This is a genomic window from Aetokthonos hydrillicola CCALA 1050, assembly GCF_017591665.1.
Taxonomy (GTDB): Bacteria; Cyanobacteriota; Cyanobacteriia; order Cyanobacteriales; family Nostocaceae; genus Aetokthonos; species Aetokthonos hydrillicola.
Genome location: NZ_JAAKGC010000065.1, coordinates 13,110 through 32,242, shown reverse-complemented (window position 1 = coordinate 32,242; position 19,133 = coordinate 13,110). Strand labels below are relative to the sequence as shown.

19 protein-coding genes are annotated in these 19,133 nt (G+C 40.1%); 8 read left to right on the top strand and 11 right to left on the bottom strand.

The features are described 5' to 3' along the window. Positions 1 to 97 precede the first annotated feature (97 nt). The 3 genes from G4P69_RS25735 to G4P69_RS25725 form a co-directional block, all read right to left on the bottom strand. Positions 98 to 304, bottom strand: a complete 207-nt coding sequence (locus G4P69_RS25735; RefSeq protein ID WP_208352193.1) for a hypothetical protein — start codon at positions 302 to 304, stop codon at positions 98 to 100. A 3-nt stretch (positions 305 to 307) separates the two neighbouring features. Then, a complete protein-coding gene (locus G4P69_RS39480) occupies positions 308 to 625 on the bottom strand; it encodes a hypothetical protein (RefSeq protein WP_243903059.1) in 318 nt (105 codons plus the stop codon). Between the two features lie 478 nt (positions 626 to 1,103). Beyond that, the gene (locus tag G4P69_RS25725; protein ID WP_208346066.1) at positions 1,104 to 1,679 is read right to left on the bottom strand and encodes a TMEM175 family protein; all 576 of its coding nucleotides are present in this window, start codon (positions 1,677 to 1,679) and stop codon (positions 1,104 to 1,106) included. 285 nt (positions 1,680 to 1,964) lie between these two features. Between G4P69_RS25725 and G4P69_RS25720 the strand changes: the two genes are divergently transcribed. Both G4P69_RS25720 and G4P69_RS25715 read left to right on the top strand, forming a co-directional pair. Beyond that, positions 1,965 to 2,264, top strand: a complete 300-nt coding sequence (locus tag G4P69_RS25720) for a fertility inhibition FinO-like protein (protein ID WP_208346067.1) — start codon at positions 1,965 to 1,967, stop codon at positions 2,262 to 2,264. Between the two features lie 50 nt (positions 2,265 to 2,314). After that, positions 2,315 to 3,550, top strand: coding sequence for a molybdopterin molybdotransferase MoeA (locus G4P69_RS25715; protein WP_208352191.1), 1,236 nt, complete (start codon positions 2,315 to 2,317; stop codon positions 3,548 to 3,550). A gap of 62 nt (positions 3,551 to 3,612) precedes the next feature. Here G4P69_RS25715 and G4P69_RS25710 read toward each other — a convergent pair whose 3' ends face one another. The 3 genes from G4P69_RS25710 to G4P69_RS25700 all read right to left on the bottom strand — a co-directional run bounded on the left by G4P69_RS25710 (position 3,613) and on the right by G4P69_RS25700 (position 8,553). Then, positions 3,613 to 6,264: an EAL domain-containing protein gene (locus G4P69_RS25710; RefSeq protein ID WP_208352189.1), complete on the bottom strand. Its 2,652-nt coding sequence runs from the start codon at positions 6,262 to 6,264 to the stop codon at positions 3,613 to 3,615. A 314-nt stretch (positions 6,265 to 6,578) separates the two neighbouring features. Next, positions 6,579 to 7,271 carry an HAD-IA family hydrolase gene (locus G4P69_RS25705; protein ID WP_208352183.1) on the bottom strand — a complete coding sequence of 231 codons (693 nt, stop codon included), beginning with the start codon at positions 7,269 to 7,271 and terminating at the stop codon, positions 6,579 to 6,581. Between the two features lie 76 nt (positions 7,272 to 7,347). Then, positions 7,348 to 8,553, bottom strand: coding sequence for an NAD(P)/FAD-dependent oxidoreductase (locus G4P69_RS25700; RefSeq protein WP_208352181.1), 1,206 nt, complete (start codon positions 8,551 to 8,553; stop codon positions 7,348 to 7,350). Between the two features lie 64 nt (positions 8,554 to 8,617). On the opposite strand from G4P69_RS25700, the gene G4P69_RS25695 reads away from it, so the two are divergent. Then, the gene (locus G4P69_RS25695; protein ID WP_208352174.1) at positions 8,618 to 8,779 is read left to right on the top strand and encodes a hypothetical protein; all 162 of its coding nucleotides are present in this window, start codon (positions 8,618 to 8,620) and stop codon (positions 8,777 to 8,779) included. A gap of 1 nt (position 8,780) precedes the next feature. On the opposite strand, the gene G4P69_RS25690 is transcribed toward G4P69_RS25695, so the two are convergent. From G4P69_RS25690 to G4P69_RS25670, 5 genes are all read right to left on the bottom strand, one after another. Continuing rightward, a complete protein-coding gene (locus tag G4P69_RS25690) occupies positions 8,781 to 9,026 on the bottom strand; it encodes a ChaB family protein (protein WP_208352172.1) in 246 nt (81 codons plus the stop codon). A 147-nt stretch (positions 9,027 to 9,173) separates the two neighbouring features. Beyond that, positions 9,174 to 9,560, bottom strand: coding sequence for a 30S ribosome-binding factor RbfA (gene rbfA, locus G4P69_RS25685; protein ID WP_208352170.1), 387 nt, complete (start codon positions 9,558 to 9,560; stop codon positions 9,174 to 9,176). Positions 9,561 to 9,748: 188 nt separating this feature from the next. Beyond that, positions 9,749 to 9,955, bottom strand: coding sequence for a DUF751 family protein (locus G4P69_RS25680; protein WP_208352168.1), 207 nt, complete (start codon positions 9,953 to 9,955; stop codon positions 9,749 to 9,751). A gap of 319 nt (positions 9,956 to 10,274) precedes the next feature. Then, positions 10,275 to 11,465: a HetZ-related protein gene (locus G4P69_RS25675; RefSeq protein ID WP_208352155.1), complete on the bottom strand. Its 1,191-nt coding sequence runs from the start codon at positions 11,463 to 11,465 to the stop codon at positions 10,275 to 10,277. 542 nt (positions 11,466 to 12,007) lie between these two features. Then, entirely contained in the window at positions 12,008 to 12,664 is a 657-nt protein-coding gene (locus G4P69_RS25670; RefSeq protein ID WP_208352204.1) for an L-threonylcarbamoyladenylate synthase, read from the bottom strand. A gap of 156 nt (positions 12,665 to 12,820) precedes the next feature. Between G4P69_RS25670 and larC the strand changes: the two genes are divergently transcribed. From larC to G4P69_RS25645, 5 genes are all read left to right on the top strand, one after another. Next, entirely contained in the window at positions 12,821 to 14,152 is a 1,332-nt protein-coding gene (larC, locus tag G4P69_RS25665) for a nickel pincer cofactor biosynthesis protein LarC (RefSeq protein ID WP_208352151.1), read from the top strand. Between the two features lie 208 nt (positions 14,153 to 14,360). Then, the gene (gene bchI, locus G4P69_RS25660; RefSeq protein ID WP_208352148.1) at positions 14,361 to 15,485 is read left to right on the top strand and encodes a magnesium chelatase ATPase subunit I; all 1,125 of its coding nucleotides are present in this window, start codon (positions 14,361 to 14,363) and stop codon (positions 15,483 to 15,485) included. Positions 15,486 to 15,669: 184 nt separating this feature from the next. After that, positions 15,670 to 15,966 (top strand): hypothetical protein, encoded by a 297-nt coding sequence (locus G4P69_RS25655; RefSeq protein WP_208352139.1) that lies wholly within the window; start codon positions 15,670 to 15,672, stop codon positions 15,964 to 15,966. A 473-nt stretch (positions 15,967 to 16,439) separates the two neighbouring features. Further along, complete coding sequence (locus G4P69_RS25650) at positions 16,440 to 17,966, top strand: AAA family ATPase (RefSeq protein WP_208352136.1); 1,527 nt, start codon at positions 16,440 to 16,442, stop codon at positions 17,964 to 17,966. Positions 17,967 to 17,983: 17 nt separating this feature from the next. After that, a complete protein-coding gene (locus tag G4P69_RS25645; RefSeq protein WP_208352134.1) occupies positions 17,984 to 18,931 on the top strand; it encodes a hypothetical protein in 948 nt (315 codons plus the stop codon). Positions 18,932 to 19,133: the final 202 nt, after the last annotated feature.

Here is a 19,133-nt window from a genome sequence, read left to right as displayed (position 1 = left end):
GATCGCGAGTTGAGCGAAGTCGAAACTCGCATTCCCCAGGTATTTTCTTTCTTGGAAATCACCTAACCGTTCGCCTGATAAATTTTTAAGGCATAATCTACTGCTTGGCACGATGACGGTTTACAGCTTCTTTCGATGCAAGACTACCGACATCGGTTTTAGGAAAGCAGTAGGAGCAAACTCTACGCTCAATGGTTAATTTGCCTTTGAGAGAGCGATCGCACATTTTACATTTTGGCATTTCTTCACCTTTCTTTTTGCGATCGCGCCATTCTTTCAATCGTTGGTATCCTGATTTAGCCATATTTTACTCCAATGGCGAGACTCGACCAATGCCCAATTCAAGTAACTTGAGTTTTACACTTTCTGGTTCATTTCCACAGTAATAATACTTTTTCTGACTACGTAAATCTGCTAAATAATAACCTGACTTTCCACCATTAATACGAAATAGTTCAATGGCAACTTGCTGTGGCGAAATGTCGTACAACGATTTAAAGTCGTTGTCTGAGGTTTTTAACGATGTAGTACGCCGATAAAAAAAACGACTTGGTTTCATCAGCCATCCACCAGCAATACGCTCAAACACGCGATAGTAGTCAGGGAGGTAAACTGTTGTGTCCATTTGCTATACTTTAATCAAGAATTTTCCCCCAAGGGAGTCTTGGGGGTTTTAGTTAGCTAGTCTTAACTAGCGTTGTTGGGTGGGTTGTCTTTTAACTCTGGAGGGATCTCGGTATCGGGAATTACCTCTCCCTCCTCGCCTTTGACATCGGTTCTGTACCACCCGATTTTTTCCTCTTCATCGCCGGGGGCGAATGCTGGCTCAAAGACTTCTAAGTCTTTGGGCTCGGGCTACCCGGAACCTTTGCCACCATTGGCTTGGGTTATATTTAACACCTCCTGATGAGGGCGTAGTTTTTGTTTTCCCTCATGTTTCGTATGATAACATCTCAATTACATGGTGTCGGTATTATTCAGTGATGCACTTTCCACTTCAGTACACCAGAGGTAGGCGATCGCTTTGCTGTAAATTTTTGTAAAATTACTTGAAAGGTAAGGAGGTTACACCTTACTGCGAAGACAGCGCAACTACGAACTAATTATGGAATTAGAGTTTTCTCAATACGGCGATCAGGTACGAACCACATAACCGCAACCACGACGTACAACAAAAGAGCGATCCATGAGTTGACAAAGGAAAGCGGAATAGCCAAAGCATAAAATAACAGAGAAAGTTTACCCTTCAAGTCTCGACCGATCGCAGTTGCAATAGCAGAATCCTTCCCATGGTGACTAATTAAAGCACGGGTAAGGATCAAGTAAGCTAAACCAGCGCAAAAAAATACTAACCCATAAAGGGCAACTGGCATTGCAGCAAAGTGATTTGCGCCCATCCAGTCAGTCACGAACGGAATTAGCGACAACCAAAACAACAAATGTAAGTTTGCCCAAAGAATCTGACCATTCACGTGCCGAACCGCTTGAAATAGGTGGTGATGGTTGTTCCAGTATATACCCACATAAATGAAACTCAGCACATAGCTTAAAAATACCGAGCTTAGCGGGCGCAGTGCAGCTAAATCTGCACCATGTGGAACCTTTAGTTCCAGTACCATGATGGTTATGATGATGGCAATCACACCATCACTAAATGCTTCTAGCCTCCCTTTCCCCATTGGTATACCTGCTCCTTTTGAGCCTATTTGAAAGCGAGTGGCGACACTCTCTACTCTATCGTGTTGGGTGAGATTTCAATACTGCTCGGTTAAGAGCCGGGAAATAAATTTCCCGGCTGAAAGCTGAAACCCATTAAAATGGGTTATGTGACGCAAATACGCGACAGTTTAGTTGCAAAGAATTGCTAAATATGGAAATTTATGGCTGTTCTGCTGGTTTGTTATAGTACTAAGTGATTAGCTAAATGTTTACAATCAAAAGACTAGTCGTTCAAAAATATAGCGATGATTCCTGGAAAACTAGAAGTCACAATTAAGATCAGCGAGTTACCAGAACCCAAAACCGTTGAGAATGGTTGGCAAGAGTTTCAAATCGATTGTGATGGGCGCGTGATCACCATTACCGTGAAACCCAAAATATGGAAGAAGTTAACCGATGCTCAAGCTAACTGGAGTGCTTGGGTGGCAGCAGTTAGCGGTACCATAGGGCAAGAAACGGAAAATGGCTTTGTGCTGAATAACCCCAATATCCAGACGTTCGAGAAAAAAGTTAAACAAACGGCTCCTGTTGAATCTACGGTTTGATAGATCTAATAGCCTGTTGTTTAGCTATATCAAAGGCTTGGAGACAGTCGATGCTATCAGTCAGTGAAGCAGAAGCAATTATTCTAAATTTAGTGCAGCCACTGGATAAAGAGCGGGATATAGAAGTTGTAGATTTGTTAACAGCAAGTCATCGTATCCTCGCTTCTCCTATAACAAGTCAGCTAGATTTTCCCCATTGGGATAATTCTGCAATGGATGGCTATGCAGTGCGTTATGAAGACGTGCAGGATGCAAGCGAGTCACAACCTGTTAGTTTACAAATCGTTGAAGAGATTCCGGCTGGTTATCAACCCAAATACACAATTCAACAAGGGCAAGCAGCGCGAATTTTAACAGGTTCGGTGATGCCACCAGGTGCAGATACAGTAGTCATGCAGGAAGCGACACGTCGTGAGGAAAACCGCGTCTTGATTCTTGCAACACCAAAACCTCAAGAATTTGTTAGACATCGTGCTTCTTACTACCAAGCAGGTACAGAATTATTATCTAAAGGGATTATTTTAAATGCCCCAGACATTTCTGTCTTAGCTGCTGCTCAGTGTACAAAGCTGCCAGTTTTTCGTAAACCTGTTGTAGCAATTTTATCTACAGGTAATGAATTGGTAACGCCTGACAAAGCTTTGCAGCCAGGACAAATTGTTGATTCCAATCAGTATGCACTAGCAGAGTTGGTAAGAGAAAGTGGCGCAGAACCACTAATGTTAGGAATTATTAAAGATGAACCAGATGCTCTTGAGGAAGCGATCGCCCACGCAATAACAAATGCTGACATTGTGCTCTCTTCCGGAGGCGTTTCAGTAGGAGATTATGACTATGTTGAGCAAGTTATCGAGTCCTTAGGAGGAGAAATTCACATTCGTGCTGTTGCAATGCGACCAGGTAAACCCTTAACTGTTGCCACTTTTAGATTATCCCACGGGCGTGTATATTTTGGTCTACCTGGAAATCCAGCTTCTGCCTTAGTCACTTTTTGGCGATTCGTACAACCAGCAATAAAAAAACTTTCTGGACTGGCTAAAGGTTGGAAACCAAAATTTGTCAAAGCGCGATCGCGTAATGAAATACGAACAGATGGTAAGCGAGAAACTTACTTGTGGGGTGAGACATTTCTAAACAGTGAGGGCTTTTATGAATTTCAGCTAGCTACTGGTGGTCATAGCTCTGCCAATTTAATTAATTTAGCTCAAACCAACAGTTTAGCCGTTCTACCAGTAGGTCAAACATTAATTCCTGCTGGGGGTGAGGTGGAAATACTCAAACAGTGAAAAGTAAACAGTTATCACTGATTAAGGTATATGGTGCGGTGTTAACTGATAACTGATAACTGTTAAAGGTTGATTAACGGTAAGATGTTTTGATTTTCAAGCACTTCTGTTGCTTTGGTAGCAGAAAGTGGTCGATAAAAGAAGAAACCTTGTACATCCTCGCAGTTGATAGATCTCAAGAAATCCAGTTCTGCTTCATTCTCAACCCCTTCGGCAGTAAGCCTCAAGCCTAAACTCTGCCCTAACTTCACTATTGCTGTGACAATATGAGCAACTTTAACATCAGTGGTTAAATCTCGGATGAAAGAGCGGTCAATTTTCAGATTGTGAAGTGGTAGAAGTTGCAAACGAGATAGAGAAGAGTGCCCTGTACCAAAATCATCAATTGAGAGGTGAACGCCCATCTCCTCTAATTCATGCAATACAGCTTTTGTAAAGTCCAAATCTGCGATCGCCGTTGATTCCGTAATTTCTAACTCTAAAAAATGTGGCTCTAACCCAGTCTCTTGCAAAATTCTTGCCACCGTATCTACGAGATTCGGTTGACGAAACTGCTTGGGAGAGAGATTAACTGCCATAGTCAAAGGAGGTAATCCTGCATCTTGCCAAGCTTTATTCTGGCGACAAGCTGTGAGTAAAACCCATTCTCCGATAGGGATAATCAATCCACTTTCTTCAGCAAGGGGAATAAACACGCTGGGAGCAACTAGCCCCATTTCAGGATGCAGCCAACGCACGAGAGCTTCCATCCCAGTAATTTTTCCACTAATGATATTAACACGAGGCTGGTAATATACCAACAATTCTTCCCGCTCTAGAGCATGACGCAAGCTCCTTTGTAAAGTTAGAAGTTCAGGAGCCTTAGCACTCAAGGCAGGAGTATAAAATTGGTAGTTATTCCTTCCCTGTTCCTTAGCGTAATATAAGGCAGTATCTGCGTGCTGGATAAGAGTTTCAACATCAGGACTATCCTGATCAAATAAAGCAATCCCTAGGCTGGCACTTACGTAAAGTTCGTGTTGTTCTAAATCGAAAACATTTTCTAAGTTTTGGAGAATCCTCAAAGCTATCTGAGTTACGTCTTCGATACTATTCATTTGAGGCAGTAGGATAGTAAATTCATCTCCGCCCCACCGGGCAATAGTATCTCCTTTTCTGATAGATTCTCTTAATCTTTGAGCAACTCTTTGTAACAGTGTATCTCCCAGGGTATGCCCTAAAGTATCATTAATGGTTTTGAACCTGTCTAAGTCAAGGAACATCACAGCTAAGCTTTTCCCAGTGCGCACAGCATTAGGTATGGCTTTAGAGAGTTCTTGATAAAATAGCAGACGATTAGGCAGCCCAGTTAGTATATCATGCAGAGCTTGGTAACGGATCTTTGCTTCTACCTGCTGACGTTGCCAAGCAGCACTAATACTAGCAGCCATCGTCAAAAGTGTAGATTCTTCATGCCTTGACCAATAACGCTCTTTTGAACAGTCTGCCAAACCCAAGTATCCCCAGAATTCATCATCTAGGCGTAAAGGTACTAAAAGAAGGGATTGAATACCGTCTCGCTTTAAAAGTTCTTGTTCAGCCAATGGAAATTCTCGTACAAAACCACTAATCGACTGTCCATTAGAAAGAACGGTGTACCAACGGCTTAGAGCAGAATCATGAAGAGGTTGATTTTGCCAATGAAAACCTAAAGGCTGCAATTTAGGGCGTGTCCATTCAAACTTCAAGCTCACAGCCATCTCTCCTGTAAGAGGGTGAAGATGGTTCGCAAAAAGGTATGCACGATCTGCCTCCGCAGCTTCACCTAATGCAGCAAGAGCTTTTTCAGTAGCAGAATGCAAGTCCATTTCCACCAGCAAATGATTCGCCGCTTCAGCAACAGCTTGTAGTAGGCGATCTCGCTGCCGTAGTTCTGCCTCAGCTTGCTTTTGCTGTGTAATTTCCCTGACAATAAAAGTTCTAATTAAATCACTTTCAGGAAGATAGTGAATAGATTGTTCAAAAACTTCTTTACCAACTTCTACTTCCCGAACCAAACAATTATTTTCTCGATACTGAACTATAGTAGGTAGCCCAGCCAAAATAGGATGGTGCTTTCCAGCTTCTCTAAGTTGAGGAAATTTCGAAGCAGCCGCAGGATTCAGGTAAGTAACCCGTCCTTCTAAATCTATTTCTATAATCGGATTAGGAATGAGTTCAGGAAATGACGCTAGGCGAGCTAAAGCAACTTCTCCACTTCCTTCAAGGGAAGGATCAGGAATGGCTAGAGTTTCAAAGGGATTAATAGAATAAGCTTGCTCAGATATAACTTCATCCAAATTTTCGTGCTGACAAGATTGAGAAAATGTTTTTTCTGAAAAATCAGAGATTGCATAGTACTTAGCCTTAGCCTCATTATTGCCAAATACTATGACATCCCCATGCTTCAGGTCATGTGAGAAGCATTTAGTGCCATTAACGAATAAACCATTAGTACTCGTTTTTCCCTTAAAGCTACCATCAATAATCCGAAAGCCATAATTGTCAATTTCTGGAATAGGTAACCGCAATAAAATAGCGTGTTGTCTTGAAACTGAGCGAGAGCTTAGAACGATTGCGTTCCTAGAGTCTCGTCCAAGAGAATAAGTAGCCTCTTTAAGAGGAATAGTTCTTTGTCCTTGGAGATCTTGGACAAATAACAAATGACGTATCTTTTCCCGATCATTTCCTAGCATCGCGAACTCGTCTTTGAAACTTTGACTCTTGGGTCACTATCATGCACTCTGATTACCTTGTTCAATCTCTAGAGTAGAAGTAAACTCAAGGCATCATAAATGGTATATTTGCGGAACTTTTATGACCGGCGATTAATTAAATTAGAAGGAAGCTGAAACTATTACTCATTAAATAATCAGCATAGCAATATTACAAGAATTGCTATGCTGAAATTACTGAATAAAAATTAAAAAATTTGCAAAAAATTCAACTTTTCGTTCTCATACCTGGGCAATTCTAGCGGTACTAATCATCAAAAAGCTTCCCAACTTCGTCAAGATTTTGAAGCAGCTTTCAGATCAACACTTTCAGCTTTATTTTGTTGTCCACGGTTGAGCCAAATACCTCTAAGTCCTGCTGCCTTAGCTCCTTGATAGTCTTCAACAATGCTATCGCCGATATGCCATGCTTTTTCTGGAGAACAATTGTGTTTTTCTAAAGCCATAGAAAAAATTTTCGGATCGGGTTTAGCTGCGCCAGACTGAGTAGAAATGGTTATAGACTCGAAAAACTCTCTTAGTCCTAATGCCTGCAACACAGAATATATACGAGAATCAAAGTTAGACAAGACTCCTAACTCAATTCCCATCCGCCGCCAATTTTTTAAAGCAGGTACAACATCCGGATAAACAAACCATGGTTCAGCAGTACCAAAGTGAATATAGACTTCACTGAAAAAAGTAGAAAAGTCAGAAAATTTTTTGATAACACCTGCTTGTTCAAAGGTTTGAACAACAACCCCAAGCCACCATTCAAACTCCAGTTGAGGGATATCCTGCGGTTCTACATAGAGGAAAATAGGTGGTGACGCAGCTTGAAAGCTTTGAATAAATGTTTTATTCAAGGTTTCGGCTGAAATTTCAACGCCAAACTCCTCTGCTATCTGACTATAAACTGCACCCACACTTCCTTTAACGCCGAAGAGTGTACCAACAGCATCTAAAAAAATAACTTTTGGTCGTTCCATCGGTTTAGTTGCTAGTTGTTAGTTGTTAATTGTTTTTTGTAATCAATCAGGAGTTTTTCATCCTACAGGACGCCACTCACCAGCTGTTTACTCCTACTAGTGTTTCTATAATAGGACGAACTAGCCAATTAAAACCAACTTTCACTTTATGATCTGTATTCGGTAGCCTATAGAGATAAGCAAGACGACGAGCAATAGACGCCAAAGAACCATTTAACTTAATTCCTAAACCAGAAAGTGTAGCGTCGTCTATCCCTAGTGTCATCATCTCACCAAGGTACTGGTAGCGGAACGAGAGCAAAGGGCGGTTAGTTAGAGTTGCCCAGATATTCCAAGCAGCATAATCAGCTTGTTGAAAGGCTGCTTGTGCATTTGCAGGAACTTGCTGATCTTCAGCATCATGACAATCTGCCAAATCTCCTAGCGCGAATATTTCTGGATGATCTAGAACCTGGAGAGTTGGTGTAGCGATAATTTGACCACGCTGGTTTTGCTTTATAGGTAGTGAGCGCACTATAGGCGTGACTCGGGTTCCCACCGTCCAGATCACCAAATCCACAGGAATTGTATCTACCTGATTTTTGTACTCTAAAGAGATACTGTCTTGCTCTATTGATTCTACTTTGGTTTCTAAATCAATAAATACACCTCGATCTTCCAGGGCTTTGCTGGCTGCTTCTCGGTTAAATTCTGGAGAGTTGCGCAAAATTTGGTCGCTCAGTTCAATTAATCGAAATCTACCTCTGTCTTTCAGTCTCTGTGCTAGTTTACAGGCTAACTCCACACCGCTATAACCAGCACCAACGATCGCTACTCGGATCTTATCTGCATCCGATTCTTCCAACACCCGCAACCGTTCTTCTAACCGGTATGCATCCGCAATAGTACGGAATGGATAGGCGTAAGCTGTGCCACCAGGCACAATATCGATTGGTGTTTCACCACCAAGTGCCAACACTAATCGGTCATAAGATATTTCTAATCCATCTTGCAAGCGTATCTGTTGCTGGTCTATGTCAATTTCAGATACAATTCCTTGACAAAAACGAACACCTGTATCTTGTAGAATTTCTTCAAATGGAGGAGCAATCTCCCAGGTTTGTAGTTCGCCTGTAAGTAATTCGTAGAGAAGAGGAGAGAACAAAAAGCGATCGCTTTGATCTACCAAAACTATTTCAGGTTTTTGCGCAGGTTCCCAAGGTAACTGGCTCAAGCGTAAGGCAGTGTAGAGACCACCAAAGCCTCCACCAAGGATGCAAATTCTAGCAGTTTGTTGAGTCATCGGTCTATAGGACGGTCAATCCCAATAGGGCAACTTCTACCATTAAGACACATTACGGATAGAAATGGCGAATGGGGCATGGGGCATTGGGCATTGGGCATTGGGCATTGGGCATTGGGCATTGGGCATTGGGCAACGGGATAAAGCTATTACTCAAGAAATATCCCAGGCTTACGTGAAGCCTGGGGTTTCTGGAAGTGTGGTGGATTCATTCAAGAAAAACTAACTTAATTACCACCTGAAGTTACAGCTTTATCATGTTGAGCAGTGATCTCACCTCTTGAATGCCATTGACCGTCTGAGCCTTTTTCATACTGATTGTTAACGCTGTTCCACGCAACTCGACGAGCGCCATCTTCACTCAAACCGTCTCTTTGGGAAGCATTAAAAGCAGCAACAAAAATTTGCTGAGCTTCTTGAGGTAATCCTTCTTGTATTTCTTGTGGTAATTCGTCAGTTTTGTTATATGGCATAAACCAAATCCTCGGTTTTAAGATTGAGTTCATGCTATATAACGTAACGATAGATTTTCCTCTTTCTGCAAGCAGAGTTGACTGGGTATGTTTGGGCTATCAGGAGTGTAGAAAGAGTGGTAAGTGTTTTTTTCTCCGCCCTAAGAATTACTCCTTGTCCTCGGGTAGATCTTCTTGGGGACGTTCTTGCTGAAGTCGGTTTAACAACGACAGTACTTTACTACCCCGTTCTATTGAATGATCTTCGATAAATATTACCTCTGGTGTACGACGTAGGCGCATCCGTGCACCAAGTTCGCTACGGACAAAACCTGTTGCAGACTTTAACCCTGCCATTGTTTCGACCTTGGCTTCGTCTGTACCATAAATACTGACAAAAATCTTGGCGTGTTGTAGATCTCCAGAAACATCTACATCAGTAACACTTACCATTCCTGAGCCTACACGATCATCCTTTATACCGTTGATCAACATTTGGCTAACCTCCCGTTTGATGAGTTCAGCAACACGGGAAACGCGGCGATTTGTAGCCATAAATAAATATGCCTCCTCACAGAGGTTGTGGACAATGAACATTATATTTTATACAGCTAGCCCAGGATCTTTGGATTAATCCTGCTATTTTATAAGCTGCATTACCACTAAGGCCTATTTTAGACCAATTTAGGGGAAATATCTTATGAATTGGCAAAAAAAACAACTTTTACCTTCATCTGTCTCGACTAAATTGAACCCAAGCCTAGCATTGCGCGCAAGGTGAGACTAATAAAGACGAGACCGCCGACAAAAAACCCCAACAATGCTACAAAAGTGACTGGGCGCTTTAAAAGTGGTGCTAATGGACTGAATGTGTTTAACAACACTCCTAAAAGCGTAGTAATGAAGTAGCGGAGATACCGAGAAACGTTATCCCAAAAACCTTCAAACATTTGGATTTATATGACCTTGTTATTGACTATACGTTTGTTTAACGTGATTGGTTAACCTCATTGTAGTTCATGGACTCATAATTTATGAGAAAATTTTGGCAGCTGACCGAATTGCTGCAAGCATTCAGCGTGAGTAACTGGGTGCCTTGCATAAAGCTATTTTTGGGCGTGAGGTTAGTCAAAGCTGTTTTCCTCCCCATATATCCGAGAGGAAAACGCTTGTCTGTCGCTCAATTTTTATAAGTTAAACGTGGTACAATAGCCAAAACTTATAACAATTTATCGATATAGCATCTGGGTTAATCTAAATCACGAGAATTTAGCCCATTTGCACTTCGGCATTACCATTACGGATTGCCCATGCTATCTCTAAAAGATGAGTCCAGCGTTTTTGTAACTGTTTAGGTGTACACTTGACTGCTTTGGCGATCGCCTGATCACTCTGTTTTGCACTTTTTAGCTGCAAGATCTGGCGTTGCTGCTCAGAAAGTTGGTCTAAAAAGCGTTCCCACTGTTGGGAAGACATTCCCAAGTTTTGCTCAATACCTGCACCCAACCATTGATGTACCAATTGCCAATGGTGAGCACGAGCGAACTTTTCGACATGGTATTTAAACCGCTGTTGTAGATAGTCACGCTGGCGAGTGGTCAAACCGAGAATTTGGTCGATTTCTGGTGCAGGAAGATCTTGGAGTTTTAATGTCAGATAATCTATACAGTCTTCTTGACCCTGAGATTCTAAATATTTCACTAATTCAGAAATCACGCGATCGCGCTCCGAATCGTCAGCAAAATCTAAGTTAGATTGCACTACCATCTGCGATCGCACTTGTTGTACTGCAGAGTAGCGCATGTAAGATTCTGCGTCTTCGCTTTTAGCCGTTTCAACCGCCTGTTCAATATCAACAGTTGTTTCTGGTGGCTGACGGCGGGCGAAACTTTGGGCACGTAGTATAATTAATTGCTGATTAGCACCACTAGGTAAATTGATGCGACGCTTAGCGTACTGTTCTGCAAAAGCCATGTATTCTGCTAGTTCCAGTAAAGTACGAGGCGTATAATCTTCTGTTAATTCATTTTCACGTCGGAAGGCTTTGATAGCTTCGAGATAAAACGCTTGTAGAAAATCGTCAATCAGGGTGTTGCGAGCTTCAAATCCCAAATCAGAATTTGACGCGACAATATGACGGTAAACCATAGAACTTAGATGACTATGTAATTCCACACGTCCATGTCTTGAACCCAGTTGATAGTAACGTAAGCATTTTTGTAGACGATGTCTTGCTAAGGTAAATTGCCAAGACACGATTTCGCCAGATTTCTGAATGCGTGAACTTTTAGTGCAAATACGTTCCACTTCTATTGCTATACGCTTTGCTACAGCTTCGACACATGTAGGTACCGCTTTAACCTGAGCTTGCATTTCCTTACACAGCCACTGCACTAAAGCATCAACATTGGTAGATTGCGTTTTTGGGGTAGATGGTAGATTAGCTAGTTTAACTTTCATAACTTTTTCAAGGGAGAGTATGCACCTGAACAATTACAGATAGAAGCACTACTATTTAGCTAGTTCGCAACTACTAACTGTTGCTCACTAACTTTTTAGGAACCTTTTGGTATTTCCAGGTAAGCAGTGCCAACAGATAAGACTGTAAAAAATCCGAAAAAGTTACAGGGATGACTGTGTGTCGGTTTTTTTACAAGCTACTCAATGATAACCTCTATACTGGTAACTCATATCACCCATAATAACCCCAAATCGTTGCCACGACCATGTTGACCCTCATTTTTCGAGGTACCTGCTCTCAGCTTAAAAAATATGCCAGTTGTTCAACTGGAGCACCTTGAGTGTGCGGTTAGAAATTTAGCACACGTACAAATAGGGGCTATTTAGATAGCCCCAAGCATGGGTCAAGAAATTGAAAAAGAATTCAGAAGTCAGAATTCAGGAGTCAGAATCAATTGGATGGGGATTCAGAATTCCATTCTGAATTCTGGCTCCTGACTCCTGAGTTCTTTGTGTTTAATTTTTAAGTCTTTGAAGCAAAATTAATTAATCCATGCATTTGCTGCTTCCCAACCCAACCCTCGGCGTGTCATGACAGCCTTTTCTGCTGTCAAGTCCAGAATCGTAGACACTTCATACACGGGTTCCTGACCAGTATCTACAATAATATCTACCAACTTGTCTAAGCGATCAAATAATTCTACCCGAGATAGGCGAGGTTCTACTTCCGATTCAGCCTCATCTGTATCTTCTGGTGGTAAATGAGCAGAAGTTGAAATAATCGGATTTTCTAAAGCTGTCAATAACGACAAACATACAGTATGGTTTGGCACTCGAATACCAGTAGTTTTCCGTTTAGGGTTTTGTACAAGTCTTGGTACAAGCTTGGTAGCAGGTAGTAGAAATGTGTATGGTCCAGGAATCAAGCGCTTCATAATCCGATAAGCTGTGTCACTCACGAAAGCATAGGTTGCTACATTAGAAAGAGAAGGACATAAAAATGTCAGTGGTTTGTCATTTGCTAATCGTTTAATTTGTCTGACTCTTTCTACCGCCGATTTAGCGTTCAAGTCACAACCGATCGCATAAACTGTATCAGTAGGGTAAAGCATCACTGCACCACGCTGGAGTGCTGCTTGTATTTCTTCTATACGCCGCGCTTGAGGATTATCAGGATGGACTAGAAAAATTTTGGCCATAGTTGGGGGATTGGGGATTGGGGACTGGGGATTGGGAAAGGTTGCTAAAATATGTTCTATCTTCAAACAGAATTCCAAAATTTTTACAAATGAACGCCCAATCCCTAGTTGCTTTTACAATAGACGCGGTTTATTGCACAACCAACGACTAAACAAATGAGCAAACTTATTTATCTTCAATGTCCGACTGGTATTTCTGGGGATATGTGCCTAGGAGCATTGGTAAGTCTCGGTGTCCCTCTAGAATATTTAACCGAAAAACTTAACAGATTGGGAATTGAACATGAGTATAAGTTAAGGGCAGAACTTGTTCACCACAATGGTCAGCAAGCAACTAAAGTGCATGTGGATTTACCGCATAAACATTCTCATGACCACGAAAAAACTCACCATCACGGACGCCATTTACCAGAAATTGAACGGATGATTGTTCAAGCTGAGTTACCTTCGCGTGCAGAAGCTTGGAGCTTAGCAGTGTTTCGACAACTTGCAATAGCAGAAGGAGCTGTTCATGGCGTTGCGCCAGAGAAAGTACACTTTCATGAAGTGGGTGCTGTTGATGCCATTGTTGATATTGTCGGTACTTGCTTAGGGCTAGATTGGTTGGGTGTTGCCTCAGCAACCCCTAATTCTACTGCACATCAATCTTCTGATCAAGGATTGCCGTTATTTTACTGCTCAGCACTTCCAACTGGAGGAGGAACTATTAGGGCTGCTCATGGTCAGATGGCTGTACCAGTACCAGCAGTGTTGAAATTGTGGGAAATGCGTCGCTGTCCAGTTTATAGTAATGGGATTGAAAGGGAACTGGTTACACCGACAGGTGCCGCGATCGCGACAACTCTTGCAACAGCTTTTGGTGCGCCACCCCCAATAACCATTCAGCAAGTTGGGTTAGGCGCAGGTTCACTTCAGTTGCCTATTCCAAACATTTTACAAATGTGGCTCGGTGAAACAGTAGACGTTTCACCGAATAAGGAAATATCGACACTCAACACGGTTGCTACAAGCCCATATCTAGAAACTATCTCTGTTCTAGAAACCCAAATAGATGATCTCAGCCCCCAAGCAATTGGTTATGTGTTTGAAGCTTTATTTGCTGCGGGTGCTGTGGATGTGTTTACCCAATCTATAGGGATGAAAAAATCCCGTCCTGGAATTTTGCTAACTGTCATCTGTCATCCTGAAAACTTACCCAGATGTGAAGCAGTGTTGTTCTCTGAGACAACGACTTTGGGCATTCGCCGCTTTACACAACAACGTGCTATCCTCCAACGAGAAATTCAACAAGTGGAAACTAAATATGGAATAGCCGGAGTGAAAGTAGCATGGACAGGGCAAGCACAACAGAGAAATATAACTAACGTGCAACCAGAATATGAAGATTGTGCAAAATTAGCGCGAGAACATAACATTTCTTTGAGAGAAATTCAGCGACTAGCACTAGAGAACTGGTATGCGCAACAGAGTCTGGGGCATGGGGCATAGGGCATAGGGCATAGGGCATGGGGTTATGGGGACTTCATTGAGTTCTTCCTGTGCTCCCCTACTCCCTGCTTATAACTTTTGACTTTTGACTTTTGACTTTTGACTTCCCCGTAGGGGTTGCTCCCTCTTTTTGACTTCCGCACAGCGAGCCTATCTATGGCACAATGAAAAACGGTAAGAATAAAGATATTGATAAAGGTTAATTTTAGTGAGTCATACTGCTCAAGTCAAGGCAAGTGCGCGGCGCGTGGTATTTCCTTTTACGGCAATTGTGGGTCAGGAAGAAATGAAACTGGCGCTGCTGTTGAACGTGATTGATCCCAAGATTGGTGGTGTTATGATCATGGGCGATCGCGGTACCGGTAAATCCACAACAATCCGGGCTTTGGCTGATTTACTTCCAGAAATCCCAGTTGTTGCTAATGATCCATTCAACAGCGATCCAAAAGATCCTGATTTAATGAGTGATGAAGTTCGCAAACTAGTAGAAGAAGAGGCGGAGCTTCCTGTAGTTCAGAAAAAAGTCCAAATGGTAGATTTGCCATTGGGAGCTACAGAAGATCGTGTTTGCGGCACTATTGATATAGAAAAAGCCCTATCTGAGGGTGTCAAAGCCTTTGAACCAGGATTACTAGCAAAAGCTAACCGTGGTATTCTCTACGTCGATGAAGTTAACTTGCTAGATGACCATTTAGTCGACGTTTTACTCGACTCCGCTGCTAGTGGTTGGAACACTGTAGAACGGGAAGGTATTTCTATTCGTCACCCCGCTCGTTTTGTTCTTGTAGGTTCTGGTAACCCAGAAGAAGGTGAACTACGCCCTCAATTGCTTGACCGTTTTGGAATGCACGCCGAGATCCACACGGTTAAAGAACCAGCATTACGAGTGCAAATCGTCGAACAACGGGCAGAATTCGACGCCAACCCCCAAGAATTTGTCGACAACTGTAAACCTCACCAAGAAGCACTGCAGCAGAAAATCATTAATGCTCAGAGCCTTTTACCTTCGGTTTCAATAGATTATGACCTCCGGGTAAAAATTTCTGAAGTTTGTTCAGAACTAAATGTTGATGGTTTGCGGGGTGATATAGTTACTAACCGTGCAGCCAAAGCTATAGCTGCATTTGAAGGGCGTACTGAAGTCACTGTTGATGATATTCGCCGTGTGATTACTCTTTGCTTACGTCATAGGCTGCGTAAAGATCCTTTAGAATCAATTGACTCTGGTTATAAGGTTGAAAAAACCGTCAGCCGTGTTTTCGGCATTGAAATTCCATCAGCAGATGCAACACAAACCAACGGAACAGGGCAAAAGTTAGCTGTGGGTAGCTGAAGAGCCGAGAGCAGAGGAGCAGGGGTAATCAGTGAACAGTAAACAGTTATCAGTGATCAAGGCTTATGGTGAGGTCTTTTGTGTTCCTCTAAACACATTATTCTTGACTGATAACTGATAACTGATAACTGTTAATAACCCCATGCCCCATAAAAGAATTTTTTCCAACTACTTCTAAATCATTATGAGATTTTGGAATTTTTGGGTAAACACGCTGATTTTATCTAGCCAATATAATCCACCTCGGTTTATTGAGATGGTGATTGTATTGCTTGCGCTTGTCTTGCTAATAATTTGGACTTTTCTTCCAGATATGCCTTATATGGTACTTGGCTTGAGCTTTCTTGTAGGGGCGTCTATTTCGATATTAGTGAGAGAGGCGATCGCACCCTCACCAGAAATGCGAGCCAATCAAGTTGTAGCATTGTTATTTCTCGCACTTAGTGTTTACGGCTTTGCTTATGTATTTCAAAGTTTTTAGTACGGTTAAAAGATTCTTCCTCCTAATAGCTTCGCATCTCACAAAAAGTTTTTGAATAGCTATTAGATGATAGTTTTACACAGTTGAGGGGTATTTATACGGTTACAAATAAAGTATCAAATACTATATGTATAGTTGCTGTATCCCAACAAAACTGAGCATGATGAAATAACTCGGTCTGCTTATTCTAAATTATCAACATTGATGACAGGAAATAAATACAGCAATCCTATTAGATTAAAAACATCTTGGTAGGGTGTGTTAGCACAGCGTAACGCACCGAAAGCTAGGAATAGTGTGTTACCTACTCTACGTGTATTTCAAATATCAAATAGGAACCCTCTATATTTATTAATTATTTCATAGCCAAGGTATTTCAGAATCAGCCATAATAAATCTCAAGCTAAAGAAGTATTCCGAAGTTCTTCAGCCTATCTTGATGGTTAAAAGCTACTATTCATCAGAGGTGTTTTATGTTTTTAGAAAAGATTTGTGTTCCCGATTTTCGTGTTTTAAAAAATGTCGAAATCTCTTTTGAGAAAGAATTTAATCCTAGTATTTTTCCCCTTGGTAGTCTGAATGGAGGCGGTAAAAGTACACTTTTACAATTAATTTTTGTATTATTACATTGTTCTATTAATCCAGATAGAATAATTTTTCTGAAAAACCTACTGAGTGGTTTTAATATCTATAAAAACTCAGACAGAAGAATCTTGGCAAAAATTGATATATGGGAAGGAAATAAAACAGTAGAACTAGAATTTTTTTGTTCTAGAGAATCTTTTATTGAGAGCTTATTCAAGGGTAAATCCATCGAAATGGAAGAAGAAGAAATTTTTGTATCTCCTTATAAGGAATTACAAAAATGGGAGATCAAAATTTTATCTTTAGAAAAAATTATTAAAAGTATGGAAGTGATTTATGAAGATCTAATAGACATAGAGGAAAATAAAAGTTCTCAGCATAATGTATTGATGTTAAAAAATATATTGCAGAAGTTAGAAAATTTAAAGGTAGAAAATTTTTTACGACGGAATCAAAGATTTCGACGCATTATTTCTTATCTTAGTGATTTTAAAATAAATACGCCTATAGAAAGTAGATTATCAAACAACTATCTTGAAAAAATACTTTCTTTGACAAGAGGAATATTAAATGATTTGAATATAGAAATTAACGAACTAAAGGCAAGATTTAAAGATAATCAAATTCTTTTAATACAGATTCTAAAAGAAAAAAACATGATATATATATGTGATAATCCAAGTAATTTTCATGACGAAGAAAGAGAAATATTAATTTGCTCATTCAAAAATATAGATATTGATGAAGCAACAGTTTTTCTAGAAAGAGTATCAGAAAGAACTTTTTTAGCTGCACATGTATCTCAAGTTTTTCTTTTTCTACCTCCAGATTCAAGAAAATTATTATTTAAATCCCAAAGTCAAAAAGAGTTGAGACAAAATGACTATTACACACAGTTAAGAAAAGAAAAACCTAAAATTCCAGGATTTTTTACATATGATTTTTTAGCTATAGATATTCTCATTGAATCTTTCATAAAAGCTCGCGATATAGATTTTAGGCAGGCTATAGAAACAGGAGAATACGGTTCGAATTATAAACAATTGTTAGAAGATTTAAATTTTGTTTTAAGCAATAAAAATATAAATATTAATAATGACTTGTCCGGAGTGACATTTAAAGTAGATGCAGATGACATAGAACTGTATCCTGAAGACTTAAGTCACGGTGAATTAAAAAGATTGTGCATTTATATGTGGCTCAAACACAATAAAATAGAAAATTCAATTGTCTTAATGGACGAAATTGAAATAGCATTTCATCCGGATTGGCAATATCAAATAGTTAGAGATATTGAACAATGGTCGCCTAGTAATCAGTATATCCTTGCTACTCATTCTTACGAACTTTGCCAAGCAGTAACACCTGCCCATGTTAAGGAACTAGAACCAAAGCTTACAAAAAATGCACAATAAATAACTTATATCTCAGTATGAGCCTTAATGAAAGTGAGCTAAAGCTCCACTGTAAAAATATTCTCCAACTAAGTAGAATAAAAAATAAAATTGTTGTACTCTGTGAAGGTAATATTCAAAAAATTGAGAGTAGATTATCACCACAAGTATATAAACAAATGGAACAAATGCCTGATGCAAACTTTTATAATGCTTGTGTTCCTAAATCTTGGAAAACATATAGACCACAATTAATAAATTGTGGTAGTCGCCAAGACGTATTAAATACATTTTTTCAACTTTTAGAATTACAAAATGAGATTCCCCATCAATCTTATTTAAATCCGAATAAACTGTTTGCTATCGTTGATTTGGATATTCAAAAAGCAGATATTAACAATAATTACCAGTTCGATGATACTGAAAGTATTTTCTATCATCTTTATGATCAAGGTAAAGTCAATGAGAAAAATTCGAAAGTTCATCGTATATGGGTGACAGGTTTAATTCATAAAGAAGCATATTTTTTGACTCCTGATATCCAATCAGTGTACAGTAACTATTTAAATCCACCAAATTATTACGGTAATTCAATTGAAATAGAACAAATATATTCAGATATAGTTGATGAGCTTTGTCAAGATGCTGATTTGCATAAAAACTGGCAAAGAGCATTTAATCGTATAAGTTACTGCTTAGATATAGATTGTTATGACGCAAGTGAATTTCAAAATTTATGGAAATGTGAGTATAAGAAAAGTAAAGATGATTTTCAAAAACAACAACTAATTTTAGCCCTATTGACAATAATCAAAGCAAAAAAATATTGGAATAAAATTCAGCCTCCAAGTGATTGGAAGCGTTCGGAGCAGATATTTAGAGATATGTTATCACTAGAAATAGGAAAATTTTACTCAGAGCAAGAGTGCAGTGTAGAAAACCATATTCCTTTTTTCTTTAACATATTAAATGGTTTAATTGAATAGCTAGTTTATCAGTAACTTAAATCACAGTAGCTGTCAGATAAATGAAGTATACTGGCACTGCAAAGAGAAAGCTTTTAGGATTTACGCATTGACACAAACTATCAGATATGGTGCAGGACTTAATAGCGCCTTAACAGAGAATTTTTTGACAAACTGAGGGTATTCTCGTCCATTGTAAGGGCGAATGCCATACTCTGCGAGA

Coding starts and splice junctions, on each gene's coding strand:
- G4P69_RS25735 (WP_208352193.1), bottom strand. CDS start 304: ATGGCTAAATCAGGATACCAACGATTGAAAGAATGGCGCGATCGCAAA.
- G4P69_RS39480 (WP_243903059.1), bottom strand. CDS start 625: ATGGACACAACAGTTTACCTCCCTGACTACTATCGCGTGTTTGAGCGT.
- G4P69_RS25725 (WP_208346066.1), bottom strand. CDS start 1,679: ATGGGGAAAGGGAGGCTAGAAGCATTTAGTGATGGTGTGATTGCCATC.
- G4P69_RS25720 (WP_208346067.1), top strand. CDS start 1,965: ATGATTCCTGGAAAACTAGAAGTCACAATTAAGATCAGCGAGTTACCA.
- G4P69_RS25715 (WP_208352191.1), top strand. CDS start 2,315: ATGCTATCAGTCAGTGAAGCAGAAGCAATTATTCTAAATTTAGTGCAG.
- G4P69_RS25710 (WP_208352189.1), bottom strand. CDS start 6,264: ATGCTAGGAAATGATCGGGAAAAGATACGTCATTTGTTATTTGTCCAA.
- G4P69_RS25705 (WP_208352183.1), bottom strand. CDS start 7,271: ATGGAACGACCAAAAGTTATTTTTTTAGATGCTGTTGGTACACTCTTC.
- G4P69_RS25700 (WP_208352181.1), bottom strand. CDS start 8,553: ATGACTCAACAAACTGCTAGAATTTGCATCCTTGGTGGAGGCTTTGGT.
- G4P69_RS25695 (WP_208352174.1), top strand. CDS start 8,618: ATGGCGAATGGGGCATGGGGCATTGGGCATTGGGCATTGGGCATTGGG.
- G4P69_RS25690 (WP_208352172.1), bottom strand. CDS start 9,026: ATGCCATATAACAAAACTGACGAATTACCACAAGAAATACAAGAAGGA.
- rbfA (WP_208352170.1), bottom strand. CDS start 9,560: ATGGCTACAAATCGCCGCGTTTCCCGTGTTGCTGAACTCATCAAACGG.
- G4P69_RS25680 (WP_208352168.1), bottom strand. CDS start 9,955: ATGTTTGAAGGTTTTTGGGATAACGTTTCTCGGTATCTCCGCTACTTC.
- G4P69_RS25675 (WP_208352155.1), bottom strand. CDS start 11,465: ATGAAAGTTAAACTAGCTAATCTACCATCTACCCCAAAAACGCAATCT.
- G4P69_RS25670 (WP_208352204.1), bottom strand. CDS start 12,664: ATGGCCAAAATTTTTCTAGTCCATCCTGATAATCCTCAAGCGCGGCGT.
- larC (WP_208352151.1), top strand. CDS start 12,821: ATGAGCAAACTTATTTATCTTCAATGTCCGACTGGTATTTCTGGGGAT.
- G4P69_RS25655 (WP_208352139.1), top strand. CDS start 15,670: ATGAGATTTTGGAATTTTTGGGTAAACACGCTGATTTTATCTAGCCAA.
- G4P69_RS25650 (WP_208352136.1), top strand. CDS start 16,440: ATGTTTTTAGAAAAGATTTGTGTTCCCGATTTTCGTGTTTTAAAAAAT.
- G4P69_RS25645 (WP_208352134.1), top strand. CDS start 17,984: ATGAGCCTTAATGAAAGTGAGCTAAAGCTCCACTGTAAAAATATTCTC.